General features: G+C 61.1%; 15 protein-coding genes and 1 pseudogene. 13 read left to right on the plus strand and 3 right to left on the minus strand.

Going from position 1 to position 15842, the window contains the following annotated elements:
- Nucleotides 1–4 precede the first annotated feature (4 nt).
- Both IVB07_RS12540 and IVB07_RS12545 read left to right on the plus strand, forming a co-directional pair.
- On the plus strand, nt 5–433 hold the full coding sequence (locus IVB07_RS12540) for a CopG family transcriptional regulator (protein WP_027519220.1): 429 nt from the start codon (nt 5–7) through the stop codon (nt 431–433).
- A 112-nt stretch (nt 434–545) separates the two neighbouring features.
- Entirely contained in the window at nt 546–1880 is a 1335-nt protein-coding gene (locus IVB07_RS12545) for an MFS transporter (RefSeq protein WP_247531070.1), read from the plus strand.
- A gap of 10 nt (nt 1881–1890) precedes the next feature.
- On the opposite strand, the gene IVB07_RS12550 is transcribed toward IVB07_RS12545, so the two are convergent.
- Both IVB07_RS12550 and IVB07_RS12555 read right to left on the minus strand, forming a co-directional pair.
- Nucleotides 1891–3210, minus strand: a complete 1320-nt coding sequence (locus IVB07_RS12550) for a type II toxin-antitoxin system HipA family toxin (protein ID WP_247531069.1) — start codon at nt 3208–3210, stop codon at nt 1891–1893.
- A complete protein-coding gene (locus IVB07_RS12555; protein WP_247403472.1) occupies nt 3210–3461 on the minus strand; it encodes a helix-turn-helix domain-containing protein in 252 nt (83 codons plus the stop codon). Before IVB07_RS12555 ends, IVB07_RS12550 begins: the two co-directional genes overlap by 1 nt.
- A gap of 440 nt (nt 3462–3901) precedes the next feature.
- Here IVB07_RS12555 and trbB point away from each other — a divergent pair, with 440 nt between their 5' ends.
- From trbB to IVB07_RS12610, 11 genes and pseudogenes are all read left to right on the plus strand, one after another.
- A complete protein-coding gene (gene trbB, locus IVB07_RS12560) occupies nt 3902–4816 on the plus strand; it encodes a P-type conjugative transfer ATPase TrbB (RefSeq protein WP_247531068.1) in 915 nt (304 codons plus the stop codon).
- A gap of 1 nt (nt 4817) precedes the next feature.
- Nucleotides 4818–5144: a TrbC/VirB2 family protein gene (locus tag IVB07_RS12565; protein ID WP_085394394.1), complete on the plus strand. Its 327-nt coding sequence runs from the start codon at nt 4818–4820 to the stop codon at nt 5142–5144.
- A complete protein-coding gene (locus IVB07_RS12570; protein ID WP_247403469.1) occupies nt 5144–5407 on the plus strand; it encodes a VirB3 family type IV secretion system protein in 264 nt (87 codons plus the stop codon). The genes IVB07_RS12565 and IVB07_RS12570 overlap by 1 nt, the downstream gene beginning before the upstream one ends.
- A gap of 10 nt (nt 5408–5417) precedes the next feature.
- On the plus strand, nt 5418–7859 hold the full coding sequence (gene trbE / locus IVB07_RS12575) for a conjugal transfer protein TrbE (RefSeq protein ID WP_247403464.1): 2442 nt from the start codon (nt 5418–5420) through the stop codon (nt 7857–7859).
- Nucleotides 7856–8588 (plus strand): annotated as a pseudogene (trbJ, locus tag IVB07_RS12580) (P-type conjugative transfer protein TrbJ). Before trbE ends, trbJ begins: the two are co-directional and overlap by 4 nt.
- The gene (trbK-alt, locus tag IVB07_RS12585; RefSeq protein WP_247403461.1) at nt 8588–8944 is read left to right on the plus strand and encodes a putative entry exclusion protein TrbK-alt; all 357 of its coding nucleotides are present in this window, start codon (nt 8588–8590) and stop codon (nt 8942–8944) included. Before trbJ ends, trbK-alt begins: the two are co-directional and overlap by 1 nt.
- Nucleotides 8941–10170 (plus strand): P-type conjugative transfer protein TrbL, encoded by a 1230-nt coding sequence (gene trbL / locus IVB07_RS12590; protein WP_247403458.1) that lies wholly within the window; start codon nt 8941–8943, stop codon nt 10168–10170. The genes trbK-alt and trbL overlap by 4 nt, the downstream gene beginning before the upstream one ends.
- Before the next feature lie 100 nt (nt 10171–10270).
- Entirely contained in the window at nt 10271–10954 is a 684-nt protein-coding gene (trbF, locus tag IVB07_RS12595) for a conjugal transfer protein TrbF (protein WP_247403513.1), read from the plus strand.
- Between the two features lie 17 nt (nt 10955–10971).
- Nucleotides 10972–11985, plus strand: coding sequence for a P-type conjugative transfer protein TrbG (gene trbG / locus IVB07_RS12600; protein ID WP_247392692.1), 1014 nt, complete (start codon nt 10972–10974; stop codon nt 11983–11985).
- Nucleotides 11982–13184, plus strand: coding sequence for a TrbI/VirB10 family protein (locus IVB07_RS12605; protein WP_247767697.1), 1203 nt, complete (start codon nt 11982–11984; stop codon nt 13182–13184). Before trbG ends, IVB07_RS12605 begins: the two co-directional genes overlap by 4 nt.
- A 4-nt stretch (nt 13185–13188) precedes the next feature.
- A complete protein-coding gene (locus IVB07_RS12610) occupies nt 13189–13428 on the plus strand; it encodes a DUF2274 domain-containing protein (RefSeq protein WP_247364588.1) in 240 nt (79 codons plus the stop codon).
- Here IVB07_RS12610 and IVB07_RS12615 read toward each other — a convergent pair.
- Complete coding sequence (locus IVB07_RS12615) at nt 13401–14357, minus strand: LysR family transcriptional regulator (RefSeq protein ID WP_247361554.1); 957 nt, start codon at nt 14355–14357, stop codon at nt 13401–13403. The genes IVB07_RS12610 and IVB07_RS12615 overlap by 28 nt on opposite strands.
- Nucleotides 14358–15842 lie beyond the last annotated feature (1485 nt).

Below are 15842 nucleotides of genomic sequence, written 5' to 3' on the forward strand. Positions count from 1 at the left end.
CAATATGCGCGACCGGATGAACGTGTATTTCCCGCCAGAGCTTCTGAAGCAGATCTCGGATCTGGCCGATCGCCAGAAGCTCTCCCGGTCTGCGATCGTGGAGGCGGCCGTTGCTTCGTTTCTGTCGCCGGATGGATCGGACAGGCGGGAGGCGGCGTTTACCCGTCGCCTGGATCGACTGTCGCGTCAGCTGCAGAGACTGGAGCGAGACGTCGGTTTAACGGCTGAGACCCTGGCTCTCTTTGTCCGTTTCTGGCTGACGGTTACGCCACCGCTACCGAACGACGCGCAGGCGGCTGCACAGGCAAAAGGCCGGGAGCGGTTTGAAGGATTTGTCGAGGCGCTCGGGCGTCGTTTGCAAAAGGGGCAGAGCTTTCTGCGTGAGATACCGGAAGATATCGTCCGTCAGGAGCCCGCCGGCGGACCTGACTGATCGCTCTCAATCCGCCATCGCGCGAACCCTTCTTTTTCTACGCCAGCCTACGACCGCAGCAATTTAGCCGAGCCTATAAAAAGCTGAACGCGCTATCGGCTCGAATGACTTGATGAGCAAGAAGGCCGGCATGCAAGTTACAAGGACGTGGCGTCTCACCGTGCGCGTATTTCTACCGTTTGCTGCTGGCTACTATCTTTCGTATCTGTTTCGGACGATCAACGCTTTGATCGTGAGTCATCTCAGCTCGGATGCCGGGCTTGGGTCAGCCAACCTCGGACTGCTTACGTCAGTCTATTTCCTGGTCTTCGCGGCGGCTCAGATCCCCGTCGGTATATTGTTGGACCGCTTTGGTCCGCGTCGGGTCCAGAGCGCGCTGCTCTGGTTCGCAGCACTGGGCGCCGGACTGTTCGCCGTATCGACCGGCTTCCTGTCGTTTTTGATCGCGCGTGCGATGATCGGGCTTGGCGTCGCGGGGGCGCTGACGGCAGGACTTAAGTCCATCATCCTTTGGTTCCCCAGGGAGCGAGTTGCCTTGCTCAACGGCTACATGATCATGCTGGGATCACTAGGAGCGGTGACCGCCACAGTTCCCCTCGAACACCTGCTCGCTTGGATGGGCCGGCGGCAGCTCTTTGAGGTCCTGGCGGCTGCGACCGGTGCCACAGCGATCCTCATCTATGTCGTAGTTCCTGAGCAACGCGTTATCCCATCGAAAGCACCAGCCTCCGCCACCCTGGGATCCGTTTTCAGCGACAGGCGCTTCTGGCGGATAGCCCCGTTGTCGGCGACTTGCGTTGGTTCAGCTTGGTCGCTGCAGGGATTGTGGGCATCACCGTGGCTTGCAGACGTGGAGGGCCTCGATCGCGCAGGCCTCGTCAGACAGCTGTTCATCATGTCGATCGTACTCAGCGGCGGTGCCTGGTTGTTCGGTATGACGATCCATCACGTCAAACGAACAGGCCTCACGGCTGAGACGATATTCGCGATGGTGGCCGTGCTATTTATCGCAGCCGAGCTAGCCTTGATCCTGCGAGTACCTCTGCCGTCCATCTTGCCCTGGTCGGTTGTCGCAATCATCGGAACGGCAACTGTGGTCAGCTTTGCCGTTATAGCTGATTACTTTCCGTCGGAGCTTGCCAGCCGTGCCAATGGCGCCTTGAACGTCTTGCACTTTGGTTGGGCTTTTCTGGCACAATATGCGACCGGACTGATCCTGGAGCAATGGTCCACGAACGATGGCCATAGGTCGATCTTGGCTTATCAAGTCGCGTTCAGTCTCAACGCAGCGCTGCAGATCGCGGCGTTGGTTTGGTTCGGGCTACCTTGGATCCAATCCTTTGCTTGCTGGATGAATTCAGTCCCTTCCACCATGCCGGTCAGTGCTTTCGACGTGGTCGAAGCGAGCATTTTCTGCGAGCAATCGGACGGCGAGGTGGAGTGGTGACGCGCGCGACCTAAGCGCCACTCTCCATCGTGACGAGGCTGTCGAGGCGTCGCTTGGCGCCGGTCGCGATGGATTCTGCCATCGCCTGCGGGAAATCCTTCGGCAGCTTCGCAATCGTTGTGTCGATCTTCGTGCCAGCCGTATCCGCGAGCTCTTGGATGATACCGCGAACCACGCTGTCGGGCAGGCCGCAAGTCCTTGCGGTTTGCACGAAATGTCGGCCGAGAATCGTGTGTACTACGTAGTGGCGACTATTGCCGATCGCCATGGCGAGCTTCATCTGGTTTTGCGTGATCTGCTTGGCATCGAGGCTCGGTTGCGTTGAGATGATGTCGTACAGCGGCGCGAGGACGAATCGTCCGCCGGGCGAGAGGTGGATGCTGAAATTCTTGGCGTGGCCGTCAGTAGCCGCCAGAAGCCAGAAAACGATTTGTGCCTTGAAGAAGGTCGCCTGGTCGGTCGCCGGTGTATCGCTGCCTTTGAGGAGATCAGAGATATTTCGGATGCCCGGGCCGCCGTCCGATTCGTATTTGCGCCCGGGCGGGACGGAAAGCGCCTGACAGCAATCTTCCTGTGGCAGGCGCAGAAGTCGTCCGTCGTGCGCCCATGTGCGGTCGAAGCGCTCAATGGCGAGCACGCGCCGGCCCGCGAAATCAACGATGCGCGACTTGGCGACGGGCAAGTCGAGCGCGGCGACGAGCTTCAGGCAGAGATGCTCGTTTTCAACGCTGTGGGTCAGGTCGACGCCGTTCGGTAACCTGCCGATCTGCGGTTTGATGATGTGCGTGGTGGCGGTCGTGCCGTGCGGCACATGCCACTTGTCCTTCCAGTAGAGAAGGGCGGTTTTTTCCTGGGCTCCAGCCAGAGAGATACGAAACTCCTGATCGGGACCGATGCCGAGCGGATTGTTGGCGAGATTGGCAAGGATCGCCGCGATGTCCTGGTCGCTCGCGACGCGAGCGTCAATCGCGCCCGCCGCTCCGGGTGCCGTTCCATCCGGAAGGAACTGCAGGGCGCCGACACAGTCGCGGCCGATCGCGGAAAGCAGGCTGTAAGCATCGGCTCCGCCGGCATGCGCGCGTTCGGCGACACGCCGGCGGATGTCGTCGTTATCGGGAAGCAGGTTATCGAAGACTGCAATGACGGGGTCACCGATATAGCGGTCTTCGCGTAGAGGCATCGATACCGAGACCGGGATGGCGTTCTCCCATCCCAGCCAGGCTTCGTCGTATTGGAAATCGATGGCGCCGCTGCTCTCCCGCCGCAGCCGCCCGACCAGACGAGCGTTCAGGTAGACGTTGAGAGGCGCTCGGATAGGACGGCGTCCCATCAGAACAGATCCTCGATGGCTTTGGCCGACACCTTCGTGCGTGGTCGGAGGACCAGTTCCAGGTCGAGCGCGGCCAGCGCATCCATGAGGATGCGCAGTTGCGTCGCTGGTGCGCCGGCCTCCAGCTTCGAAACAGTCGCTTGGCGCGCGTGCATCTCGTCGCCTAGGCCGCCCTGGGTGAGTTTTTTTTGCCGGCGGTGCCGCTTAATGGCGGCGCCAAGCTGCTGCGGGGTGCGAGCGATCGTTTCCATTGGAGCTTGATACGGGAACGCGTATAAAATGTCAATATACGTGGATGCGTATATCGATAAATATACGACATCGCGTATAGGATATTAATATACGCAGTCGCGTATAGCGCTTTGGCCCGATCACACCGCAGGCGGACGTTGCAGTGATTGAATGAATAGCGCCGGCGCCACGGTCATACTATGAGCGCGTATGATGAGGCCGAGTGGTGAGCAGCAACTCGCAAGCGACCCGGTGCGATTGAGTAAGCCTCAAACATCGGTTCTCGGTCTTTCTTTTTCTACGCCAGTCTACCATCACCGAAAGCGCTCGTTGCGCCAAGCCCATTGATGCCTTTTCTAATCATCCCCACCTGAGGGCCCGCTGTGGAGGTCCTCATTCGGTGGGGACGTCGGTGGCAATCCATTCCATCCAATCGGAAGCGAATTCGCGCGGTGCGCGAATGCTGCGTAGCGCGCTTGGCGCGGCGATTGCCAGCTACCTCGAGGATGAAACGATCATCGAGGTGATGCTGAACCCGGATGGGAGGTTGTGGATCGATCGGTTGTCGAGCGGCTTGATCGATACAGGCGAAACTTTGTCCGCAGCAGATGGCGAGCGCATTGTTCGCCTGGTGGCGCATCACGTCGGCGCCGAGGTGCATGCCGGCGCGCCTCGGGTCTCGGCCGAATTGCCCGAAACCGGGGAGCGCTTCGAAGGTCTCTTGCCTCCCGTCGTGGCAGCTCCGGCGTTCGCGATCCGCAAGCCCGCTGTCGCCGTCTTTACGCTCGACGACTACGTCGCCAGAGAGATCATGTCCTCGAAGCAGGCCACAATCCTGAAGGGTGCGGTCGCCGCTCGTAAGAATATCCTTGTCGCCGGTGGGACATCGACCGGCAAGACAACGTTGACGAATGCGCTCCTGGCCGAGGTGGCAAAGAGCTCCGATCGGGTCGTTCTGATCGAAGACACGCGCGAACTTCAGTGCAAGGCGCCCAATCTTGTAGCGCTGCGGACCAAGGACGGCGTAGCCACGCTGTCGGATCTCGTCCGCTCCTCGCTGCGCCTCCGTCCTGACCGCATCCCGATCGGCGAGGTCCGCGGGGCCGAAGCTCTCGACCTTCTCAAGGCGTGGGGCACCGGTCATCCCGGCGGCATTGGCACCATTCATTCAGGCAGTGCGCTCGGCGCTCTGCGGCGTCTTGAGCAGCTGATCCAGGAAGCGGTCATCACGGTTCCGCGTGCCCTGATCGCCGAGACCATCAACCTCGTCGCCGTGCTTGCGGGGCGCGGCGCCGATCGTCGCCTCGCAGAACTCGCCCTTGTTACAGGGCTTGGCGCCGCCGGCGACTACAGCCTTTCACCAGCAGGAGACTGACATGCGTCCACGATTCCGTATTCCCCGAGAAGCTGCTTTGCTGGCGATTGCCAGCCAGGTTGTACTGACGACGGCGCCCGCATGGGCGGCCGGCTCGAACATGCCATGGGAGCAGCCGCTCAACCAGATCCTGCAATCGGTCGAAGGCCCTGTCGCCAAGATCATCGCCGTTATCATCATCGTCGTAACCGGCCTTACCCTCGCTTTCGGCGATTCATCCGGCGGGTTTCGCAGGCTGATCCAGATCGTGTTCGGTCTGTCGATCGCGTTCGCCGCCTCGAGCTTCTTCCTGTCGTTCTTCTCGTTCGGCGGCGGCGTGGTGATCTGATGGACGAGGCGGTCGCAGGTTTTGTCGTGCCGGTTCACCGTGCGCTTACCGAGCCGATCCTGATGGGCGGTGCGCCGCGGGCGGTCGCCATCGTCAACGGCACGTTGGCGGCCGCCCTTGGACTCGGACTGCGGCTCTGGATCGCAGGTCTTGTCCTCTGGTTCATCGGCCACATGGGCGCCGTCTGGGCCGCCAGGCGCGATCCCGCCTTTGTGGATGTCGTGCGGCGACATCTGCGCATTCCCGGTCATCTCAACCTCTGAGTTCTCGGTCATGATGAACCTTGCCGAATATCGCCATTCCAATGCGCGTCTTGCCGATTTCCTGCCTTGGGCCGCCCTCGTCGACGAGGGCATCATCCTGAACAAGGATGGCTCGTTCCAGCGGACAGCGAAGTTCCGTGGACCCGACCTCGATAGCGCGGTGCCAGCTGAACTTGTCGCGGTCGCCGGTCGTCTGAACAACGCACTTCGCCGCCTGGGTTCCGGCTGGGCCGTGTTCGTTGAGGCGCAGCGCCATTTTGCCGGCAGCTATCCTCCGAGCACATTTCCGGATGTTGCATCTGCATTGGTCGACGCCGAGCGCAGGGCCCAGTTCGAGGAGGCCGGCGCCCACTACGAGTCCAGCTACTTCCTGACTTTCCTCTATCTGCCTCCAGAGGAGGGCGCAGCCAAGGCAGAGCGACTGCTCTATGAAGGGCGCGATCGGACCGTTGGAGCCGATGCTCGCGAGGTACTTCGCGGCTTTATCGATCAAACCAGCCGCGTACTCGGACTTCTGGAAGGATTCATGCCCGAATGCGCATGGCTCGATGATCAGACCACGCTGACCTACCTGCATTCGACGATCTCGACCAAGCGTCATCGGGTTCGCGTGCCCGAAATTCCCATGTACATCGATGCGTTGTTGGCGGACCAGCCGCTGACCGGCGGGCTAGAGCCGATGCTGGGATCAGCCAATCTGCGCGTTCTCACGATCGTTGGCTTTCCGGGCGCGACGACGCCAGGAATTCTGGATGATCTCAATCGCCTGCCGTTCTCTTACCGCTGGTCGACGCGCGCGATCATGCTCGACAAGACCGATGCCACCAAGCTTTTGACCAAGATCCGGCGGCAGTGGTTTGCCAAACGAAAGTCGATTGGCGCGATCCTCAAGGAGGTGATGACTAACGAGGCGTCGACACTGCTCGATACCGACGCCCACAATAAGGCGCTGGACGCCGACGCGGCGCTACAGGAACTGGGTTCGGACCAGATCGGACAGGCCTTTATCACCGCGACCATCACGGTCTGGGACTCCGACCCCGGTGCCGCCGATGAAAAGCTCCGTCTGGTTGAGAAGGTCATTCAGGGCCGCGATTTCACCTGCATGATCGAGACGGTCAACGCCGTCGAAGCCTGGCTCGGCAGTCTGCCCGGGCATGTCTATGCCAATGTGCGGCAGCCGCCGGTCTCGACCCTCAACCTCGCCCATATGATTCCGATGTCGGCTGTGTGGGCGGGCGAGGCGAGGGATCTGCATTTTGGCGGTCCGCCGCTCCTGTTTGGCAAAACTGAAGGTTCAACCCCGTTCCGGTTTTCGCTTCACGTCGGTGACGTCGGCCATACTCTGGTGGTGGGGCCGACAGGTGCTGGCAAATCCGTCCTGCTGGCGCTGATGGCAATGCAATTCCGCCGTTACCCGAACTCCCAGGTGTTTGCGTTCGACTTCGGTGGATCGATCCGCGCGGCCGCGCTCGCCATGGGCGGCGATTGGCATGATCTCGGTGGTGCCTTGTCTGACGGAGGCGATCAAGCGATCGCGTTGCAGCCGCTGGCCTGGATCGACGACGCTTCCGAGCGCGGATGGGCCACCGAATGGGTCGGTGCGATCCTGGCACGGGAAAAGGTCGAGATCACCCCAGAGGTCAAGGACCATCTGTGGTCGGCACTGACGTCTCTCGCGTCAGCGCCGAGGGAGGAACGTACGCTTACGGGCCTGTCGGTCCTCTTGCAATCGAACTCCCTGAAACGCGCCCTGCAACCCTATTGCCTCGGCGGTTCTTCTGGCCGGCTGCTTGATGCCGAATTCGAGCGCCTTGGCGAGTCCTCGGTTCAGGCGTTCGAGACCGAAGGGTTGATCGGAACGAGCGCGGCGCCAGCCGTGCTGGCGTACCTGTTTCATCGCATTGGAGATCGTCTCGACGGGCGTCCCACGCTTCTCATTGTCGATGAAGGCTGGCTCGCGCTCGACGACGAGGATTTTGCCGGCCAGCTTCGCGAGTGGCTAAAGACGCTTCGCAAGAAAAATGCGTCCGTCATCTTCGCCACCCAGTCGCTTTCGGACATCGATGGTTCGGCGATCGCGCCGGCGATCATCGAAAGTTGCCCGACGCGTCTGTTGCTGCCGAACGAGCGGGCGATCGAACCGCAGATCACGGCCATCTACCGTCGCTTCGGCCTCAATGATCGTCAGATCGAGCTTCTGAGCCGGGCAACGCCCAAGCGTGACTACTACTGCCAATCTCGCCGCGGCAACCGGATGTTCGAACTCGGGCTTGGCGAAGTTGCGCTCGCATTCACCGCAGCCTCCTCCAAGACGGACCAGGCGGCCATCGCACAGCTCCTCGCCGAGCATGGACCTGATGGCTTCGTGCCGGCCTGGCTCCAGCATCGCGGCGCCGCCTGGGCCACGGACCTGATTCCGAGTCTCGTCAATCTGGAGAAGTCGCAATGAGACGCCTTGGCCTATTCGCCGCGGCTGGCACGATCGCCCTGACGATTTGCGTCACGGCACCCGCTCGAGCGCAGTGGATCGTCTTCGATCCCAACAATTACGTCCAGAACGTGCTGACTGCCGCGCGTGAGCTGCAGCAGATCAGCAATCAGATCACCTCGTTACAGAACGAGGCGCAAATGCTGATCAATCAGGCGAGGAATCTGGCAAGCCTGCCGTATTCCTCGCTCCAGCAACTGCAATCCTCGATCCAGCGGACCCAGCAGCTGCTGGCCCAGGCCCAGCGCATCGCCTACGACGTCCAGCAGATCGACCGTGCGTTCTCGACCAGCTATGCGCCTGCCAGCGGCAGCCAATCCAGCCAGCTGCTGATCAGCAACGCCCAATCCCGCTGGCAAAACTCGGTCGCCGCGTTGCAGGACGCCCTCCGGGTCCAGGCCGGTGTCGTCGGCAATCTCGACACCAATCGCGTCCAGACATCGGCGCTCGTGACGTCGAGCCAGGGCGCCAGCGGCGCCCTACAGGCGACCCAGGCCGGCAACCAGATCCTCGCACTTCAGGCGCAGCAGCTTGCCGACCTCACCGCCACTTGTCGCGGCACAGGGCAGGGCCCAGAGCCTTGAAGCGGCCCAGCGCGCGGCAGCCCAAGACCAGGGGCGCGAACAGCTCCGGCGGTTTCTGGCGCCGGGGCAGGGCTATCAATCCCAGGACGTGCGGATGTTCCACTGATGACTGAGACAGGCTCATTCAAGGCACTATCGTTACTCGTGTCGGTCGGGGTGCTGGCCGTCGCGGGCTGCGCAATTCACCTCCGTGGCGGGGAAGAAACCTCTGCGTCACCAACGGCAGAGCAGACCAAGGACGTCGATCGTTCCGAGCTTGCGCGCTGCCGCACCGTCTCTGCGGAAGATGCAGCGGACTATCAGCATTGCCAGAAGGTCTGGGCCGAAAACCGCCGTCGCTTCTTTGTCAGGCGGGACGGTGCTGCCGCTGCGGTAACCGGCCCGACAGCCGTGCCAAAGGATCAGAGCCGGATGCCGCAAGAATATCCGTCCGTCGGGGTGCCCGGGGAAGCTAAGCCATGACCGGCACCGGCATCATCGACCAGTTCCTCGAGACATTCACCCGCTATATCGACAACGGCTTCGGGCTTTTGGGCGGCGAGGTCGGGTATCTCGCGACAACGCTGGCGGCCATCGACATCACGCTTGCCGCGTTATTCTGGAGTTGGGGCACGGACGAGGACATCATCGCGCGTCTCGTCAAGAAAACGCTATTCGTTGGCATATTTGCGTATCTGATCGGCAACTGGAACAGTCTGGCACGCATCGTTTTTGAGAGCTTTGCCGGGCTTGGTTTGAAAGCGTCCGGTTCAAGCCTCTCCGCATCAGACTTCCTGCGGCCGGGAAAGATCGCCCAAGTCGGGCTCGATGCCGGAAGGCCGATGCTGGATTCGATCTCGAACCTGATGGGCTACATCAGCTTCTTCGAGAATTTCGTGCAGATCGTCGTTCTCCTGTTCGCGTGGGTCGTGGTGCTGCTCGCCTTCTTCATCTTGGCGATCCAGCTCTTCGTCACATTGATCGAGTTCAAGCTTACGACACTGGCCGGCTTTGTGCTCATTCCCTTTGGCTTGTTTGGCAAGACGGCCTTCGCGGCAGAGCGTGTGCTCGGCAACGTCATATCCTGCGGGATCAAGGTCTTGGTCCTGGCCGTTATCGTGGGCATTGGCTCAACCCTGTTCTCACAGTTCACGGCGGGTTTGGGCGACGCGCAGCCTACAATCGAAGATGCGATGACCCTGGTGCTCGCGGCGCTGTCCTTGCTGGGTCTCGGCATCTTCGGTCCCGGAATCGCAAACGGCCTGGTGTCGGGCGGACCCCAGCTCGGCGCCGGCGCCGCGATTGGGACGGGCCTTGCTGCCGGCGGTGTTATTGCGGCAGGTGCCGGCCTTGCCGCGGGTGGCGCTGGTCTCGCGGGTGGTGCGCTCGCCGGTGCAGGGCGTGGTGGCGCTGCAATGGTGAGTGGCGCATCGGCGGCGTATCGAAGCGGCGGCCTTGCTGGTGTCGCGGGGGCGGGTGGCTCGGCTGTGATGAGCCCGTTACGTCGAGCCGCGGCCGCATTCACCAGCAGCGGACAACCGAGCGAGCCGGCCGCGAGTACGTCCACCGAGGGGCAGCCCGATTGGGCGCGCCGCATGAAGCGGGCCCAGACCATTCGGCACGGCGCCTCCGCGGCCGGTCATGCTGTTCGCTCTGGTGATCATGGCGGCAGCGGGTCGTCTGTCGATCTCTCCGAAGGAGAGCGCTGACAACCAGCCAACCGCCAATTTACCGCCCGTTGCCAGCAGGGCCTCAAACGGCACGCCGCACCAGTTCAAGCCAATCACTCGATCTCAGGGGCAACTATCCATGTTCAGACGACCTTCCGTTCACTACGGGCGTATGCCCGAACCGGTCACGCCCTACCAAAAAGCAGCGCAAGCCTGGGACGAACGCATTGGATCGGCGCGCGTGCAGGCCAAGAACTGGCGCTTGATGGCTTTTGGTTGCCTCATGCTCTCGGGCGGCCTGGCCGGCGGACTTGTTTGGCAATCAGCACAGGGATCAATCACGCCCTGGGTCGTCGAGGTCGATCGCCTGGGCCAGACTCAACGGGTTGCGCCAGCCAACATCGACTATCAGCCCACGGACGCCCAGATCGCCTACCATTTGGCGCGCTTCATCGAGGACGTCAGAGGCTTGCCGGCTGACGGCATCGTTCTGCGCCAGAACTGGCTTAGAGCGTATGACTTTACCACTGATCGCGGAGCAGCTGCGCTCAACGACTTCGCGCGCAACAACGACCCCTTTGCCAAGCTGGGCAAGGCGCAGATCTCGGTCGATGTGTCGAGCGTCATCCGTGCGTCTTCAGAGAGCTTCCGGGTCGCATGGACCCAACGCATTTACGAGAACGGTTCCCTGAGTGCGACGGAGCGCTGGACCGCGATTCTCACGGTGGCAATCGAGACGCCGCGCGATGCCGAACGCCTGCGCAAGAATCCCCTTGGTGTCTACGTCCACGCCATCAACTGGTCAAAGGAGCTGGGTCAGTGAACAAGACGACGCGTGACATGTGTTCAAAAGGGCCGATCCAATACCGCAGGTCCAACTCGAGCAGGTGCAAGCTCGCGGCTTTGAGGCGAGCCCTTCTACCAGCTTTGCTGCTTGGCACATCGGCCCTCGCCGGGTGCGCGACCTACATTCCGCCGGAAATCAGCTATGACGCGGAGGTCCCGCCGTTGCCAGCGCCTCCAGCGGCACTCGATGACCGACCTCAGCCCCTTCACCTTCCGCCGCTCTGGAAACCCGTTCTCGGCGGCAAGGCGGGGGCCAAGGAAGAGGCTGAACCCGTGAGCCGGGTTGAGACCGCAAATAGCGCGGCGCGAGTCGAGCCGCGCAAAAGGGGATACTTCAACGCGGCGCAGATTTACGCCTTCAGTCCGGGGGCACTCTATCAGGTCTACGCCGCCCCCGGACAGATCACGGACATCGCGCTGGAAGAGGGAGAGCAATTGACGGGATCCGGACCGATCGCGGCCGGAGATACCGTGCGCTGGGTGGTGGGAGATACTGAGAGCGGGAGCGGGGATACGCGTCGCGTCCACATTCTGGTGAAGCCGACCCGGGCCTCGATCGAGACCAATCTTGTCGTCAATACCGACCGGCGCACCTACCTGATCGAGCTCCGCTCCCGCGAGCGGCCGTACATGCCATCCATTGCCTGGTACTATCCGGAAACGGTTCGCGAGCGATCGCGATCGGCGACGCTAAGACCCGTTCTTCCCGATCCAGCCCAGCGCGTCTTTCGTTACGCGATCGAGGGCGACAGTCCGCCCTGGCGGCCGCTCGCCGCGTATGATGACGGCCGAAAGGTCTATATCGAATTCCCGCAAGGGATCGTCCAGGGCGAGATGCCACCACTCTTTGTCATCGGTCCTGACGGGAAGACCGAGCTCGTCAACTACCGCGCGCACGGCAATGTGCTGATCGTAGACCGGCTGTTTGCAGCCGCAGAACTGCGGCTCGGGGGTGAGCATCAGCAGAAGGTCAGAATTGTCAGGACTGACGGGAGGCCGTCGTCATGAACGCGCAGAACGAAAACAATCCTAACGGGGGCATTCCGCCGCAAACACCGGAGGAGCACTCCGTGAGCTTCCGGCTCCGAGCCGAACCTCCGCGGGTCACCCGATTGTCTCGCAAGGTACTGGCGGGAGGAAGCGCGGTTGCCCTGCTGGTTATCGGCGGAACTGTACTGTGGTCATTGCAAAGCAATCGCCCACGCAGCCACGCGCCCGACGAGCTCTATAGCACGGATCATCACAATCTTGCCGATGGTATCGAGGCGCTGCCGAAGGATTACACTGGAGTCTCACGCCAAACCGTGCCGCAGCTTGGTCCGCCGCTCCCAGGCGACCTCGGTCGACCGATCCTTGCCGCTCAAGGCCAGTCGCCGACGACCGGTGGAGACCCGGAACAGCAGCGCCGGGATCAAGAGAGCGAGGCGGCCCGTATCAGCCATCTGTTCGCTTCGACCAATGGCAGAGAAGTGCGTCCGCCTGCCGCTACGGCAGCTGGAGGCGACCGCGTCATGCCGCCGAACGCGACAAGCAGTGGCGACGAGCAGAACGGGCAGGACCGCAAACTTGCCTTCGTGAACGCTTCTGTGGATCGTCGCACAATTAGCTCTGACCGCGTCACCAGGCCGGCTTCGCCATATATCGTGCAGGCTGGGACGGTCATTCCGGGAGCCCTGATCACCGGAATCCGATCGGACCTGCCCGGTTTGGTTACAGCGCAGGTGACCGAAAATGTTTTCGACACGCCGACCGGGCGCTTTCTGCTTGTGCCTCAGGGAGCGCGTCTGATCGGCATGTACGACAGTCAGGTCACCTTCGGCCAGTCACGTGTACTGCTCGTCTGGACACGCCTGATCATGCCAAATGGACGTTCGATTGTTCTCGAGCGGCAGCCTGGCGCTGATACCGCCGGGTATGCAGGCCTCAAAGACCAGCTCGACAATCACTGGGGTGAGCTATTCAAGGCTGCGGCATTATCGACGTTTCTGGCGGTCGGGACCGAACTAGGTGCCGGCTCGGACGCCAACAGCAACGACAGCGCAATCATCCAGGCATTGCGACACGGCGCCTCCGACTCCCTTAACCAGACCGGACAGCAGGTGGTTCGGCGCAGTCTCAACATTCAGCCGACTCTGACCGTGCGGCCTGGTTTTCCGGTTCGTGTCCTTGTCAATCGTGACCTCGTACTTGCGCTATACGGAGGCTAACGGTTTGCCCAAGCTTAGAATAGGGGCACTGCCCGACGACAAGCCCGTCAAGGTCACCACTGAGATTCCAGCATCAGTGCATCGGGATCTCGTCGCCTATGCAGAGGCCCTCGCAATCGAAAGCGGGCAGCGCGTCGATCCGGCAAAGCTGATAGCGCCCATGCTGGCGCGCTTCATGGCCACGGATCGCGGCTTTGCGAAGGTACGGCGTGCGATTTATTCGCGAGAATTAAGCGCAGGATAGCGTTCACCCAAAAGTGTGAGGAGGCTCAGTAGGGCCGGGCTTTCGTTATCAGGTCGCCAGTGTGCGGATAAGCCAATCCTGCTAGCTCCTGTTCCATCGCGCAGTTCGCGGTAGACCAAGCCAGGGAAAGTCGCGCCCGTCTCCGACTCCATGACCAGGCTAATCCCAAGGCCCATGCTGATGAGGCTTTTGATGATACCTCTGCTGACATCGTGCCGTTCTATCCTCGGTCGGTCAGCGCATACGAGCTTGGATGTCAGCAAGTCCTCGAGTTCCGGCCCGGGATCGTGTTGGCTCAACAAAACCTTCTCATTCCTAAGGTCGGTCCAGTAGATACTATCGCGTGCAGCCATCGGGTGATCTTGAGGCAAGGAAATGAGCACCCGCTCACTCCAAAGTGGCCAAACATGGTTGCCCGGCAATGGCACCTCGCCCGTAAGGAAAAGAAGATCGAGGCTGCCGTTCCGGAGAGCCGTCGTTAAGCCAGTTTTTGATCGTTCCGCCGTGACTAGTTCGATAGCCGGAAAGCGACGCTTGAAGTCCAGCAATGTGGCGCGCAAATTGCCTGCTGACATAGATGTGCAAAACCCCACGCGCAGGTATTCTGGTTCGCACCCACCGCTGGATGTCCGCGTTTTCATAAGGGCATCGATCTGCTCCAGGATAGTTCTCGCAGCCCGCAAGACATTTCGACCGGCGGGCGTCAGCCTCACTCCGCTGCTCGAACGCTCGAACAGCATCATCCCGATGGACTGCTCGAAGTGCTTGATAGACCTGCTGAGCGCCGAATGGCGAACGGAGAGCAGTTCCGCAGCCCGTCGGAAGCTACCGCAATCGGCCGCGGCGACTGCGGATCGGAGATGATGGAGATCGACGTTGTTGATGGTGGCGCGGTTAGTATCGCCGTCCTTTGATGCGTTGATATTCATCCCAGAGAGCCGAACAAGACCACATTTTCGACGGGCCAAGAATCTTTCGACCTCAGCTTTAGGTTGTAACTTCAACCAAGAGATGATGACAGATTTATGAACACAAATGCCAGCGTCCAGAAGCAATGGCCACGGTTGCGTAGGCATCCGTGATCAGTACAGCCGAGTGATCGTGCTCATCCTTTGCTTTCCAAGTGCGCAATTTGACAACATTCATAGCCGCCTACGAAATGAGACGCTCGCTGAGCTGACGGCGGAGAGGTGCGCGCCACCTAAGGGTGGCGGGAGCGGAGATGCGATAATGCCGGCTGCATCCGCCAAATCCATCGACACCCTACCAACTTGGAGGATCAGGAATGTTGCAAGGAATGCAAAAATATTCGCTCGGCGCCGCGGCGGCAGTTGCTCTTTTTGTAATTCCAGTCTCGGCGCTTTCCCAATCACTTGAGATTGTACCGGACGGCGTCCGGATGCGAGGTGGGGAATGCGAGCAATTGCGGCGAGCCTGCGAAAACAAGGACGTGCTAGGTGAGCGGGGCGAAGGAAATTGTCGGCGATACAGGGAGACCTGCCAACGGCCAGTTCGGAGGGATGCGTGCGCCGAATTGCGACAAGCCTGCCTCAACAAGGACGAATTGGGCGAACGAGGCGAAGGAAATTGCCGCAGGTACCGCCAGACCTGCAGAGGGCGCTTGTAAAGCGCTGATGGTCGGTGTGGTACAGTGATCCGCCATCGCTCGCGACCCCACATGCACAGCACCCCGGAGGCCGCCCCGATCGGCGGCTTTCGTTTATGTCGGGTCTAGCCTGCGACGTCGCCTTTGGGCCCCATAACCGAATTCGAGACGCATCTCATCAACGCCCGCTTCATGGGGCTGGAGCGGACGTCTGACCGCCATCTTCGCGCCAAGCTCCTGCTTGAGGATTATCGAAGCCGCGTTATCCCGCCGCGCGTTCCTGCTGCGCGCCAACGGAGCCCGTCATGTCGAAATTGGCAATCGTATTAGTGTCGGCATTTGCTGTCACTTTGGCCACGGCGCAAGATACTGCGTCAGGACAAAGGCGAGGGCCGGCCACTACCAGCACGTATGAAACACACCTTTTCCTATTTGATGGACCGATGCGAGGTGATGGCATCCGGCACCGAAGCCAGCCCACAATCGTCACCCCAACGCCGGGGCCATTGACCCCTGAGGCACTGGAGACCCCGACAAGATCCGGATCATTCCCGACCGCACTAACGCGAGCTGGCCCGGGGTGCGGCGCGTCTCAACATTTCCCGGCCTCCCTCCGGCCGAAGCCCTCGATCATACCTTAGATACGATCACAGCCCGCTACGGAGAGCGCACAACCAACATGGTAGCCATGCAACTCGAATATCCGCGAGGCTAGGCGCTCTCTGAAGTACCGCTGATGCATCTCTAGGGGACTTACAAGAAGGAAGCGGTGCCCTGTTAAGACATCTGCGGCATCTCAGCGGTCCCG

Source organism: Bradyrhizobium sp. 172, from assembly GCF_023101065.1.
Lineage (GTDB): Bacteria > Pseudomonadota > Alphaproteobacteria > Rhizobiales > Xanthobacteraceae > Bradyrhizobium > Bradyrhizobium canariense_D.

Excerpts from the sequence above, each read along its gene's own strand:
- IVB07_RS12540 (WP_027519220.1), top strand. The coding sequence starts at position 5 with ATGCGCGACCGGATGAACGTGTATTTCCCGCCAGAGCTTCTGAAGCAG.
- IVB07_RS12545 (WP_247531070.1), top strand. The coding sequence starts at position 546 with ATGAGCAAGAAGGCCGGCATGCAAGTTACAAGGACGTGGCGTCTCACC.
- IVB07_RS12550 (WP_247531069.1), bottom strand. The coding sequence starts at position 3,210 with ATGGGACGCCGTCCTATCCGAGCGCCTCTCAACGTCTACCTGAACGCT.
- IVB07_RS12555 (WP_247403472.1), bottom strand. The coding sequence starts at position 3,461 with ATGGAAACGATCGCTCGCACCCCGCAGCAGCTTGGCGCCGCCATTAAG.
- trbB (WP_247531068.1), top strand. The coding sequence starts at position 3,902 with ATGCTGCGTAGCGCGCTTGGCGCGGCGATTGCCAGCTACCTCGAGGAT.
- IVB07_RS12565 (WP_085394394.1), top strand. The coding sequence starts at position 4,818 with ATGCGTCCACGATTCCGTATTCCCCGAGAAGCTGCTTTGCTGGCGATT.
- IVB07_RS12570 (WP_247403469.1), top strand. The coding sequence starts at position 5,144 with ATGGACGAGGCGGTCGCAGGTTTTGTCGTGCCGGTTCACCGTGCGCTT.
- trbE (WP_247403464.1), top strand. The coding sequence starts at position 5,418 with ATGATGAACCTTGCCGAATATCGCCATTCCAATGCGCGTCTTGCCGAT.
- trbK-alt (WP_247403461.1), top strand. The coding sequence starts at position 8,588 with ATGACTGAGACAGGCTCATTCAAGGCACTATCGTTACTCGTGTCGGTC.
- trbL (WP_247403458.1), top strand. The coding sequence starts at position 8,941 with ATGACCGGCACCGGCATCATCGACCAGTTCCTCGAGACATTCACCCGC.
- trbF (WP_247403513.1), top strand. The coding sequence starts at position 10,271 with ATGTTCAGACGACCTTCCGTTCACTACGGGCGTATGCCCGAACCGGTC.
- trbG (WP_247392692.1), top strand. The coding sequence starts at position 10,972 with ATGTGTTCAAAAGGGCCGATCCAATACCGCAGGTCCAACTCGAGCAGG.
- IVB07_RS12605 (WP_247767697.1), top strand. The coding sequence starts at position 11,982 with ATGAACGCGCAGAACGAAAACAATCCTAACGGGGGCATTCCGCCGCAA.
- IVB07_RS12615 (WP_247361554.1), bottom strand. The coding sequence starts at position 14,357 with ATGAATATCAACGCATCAAAGGACGGCGATACTAACCGCGCCACCATC.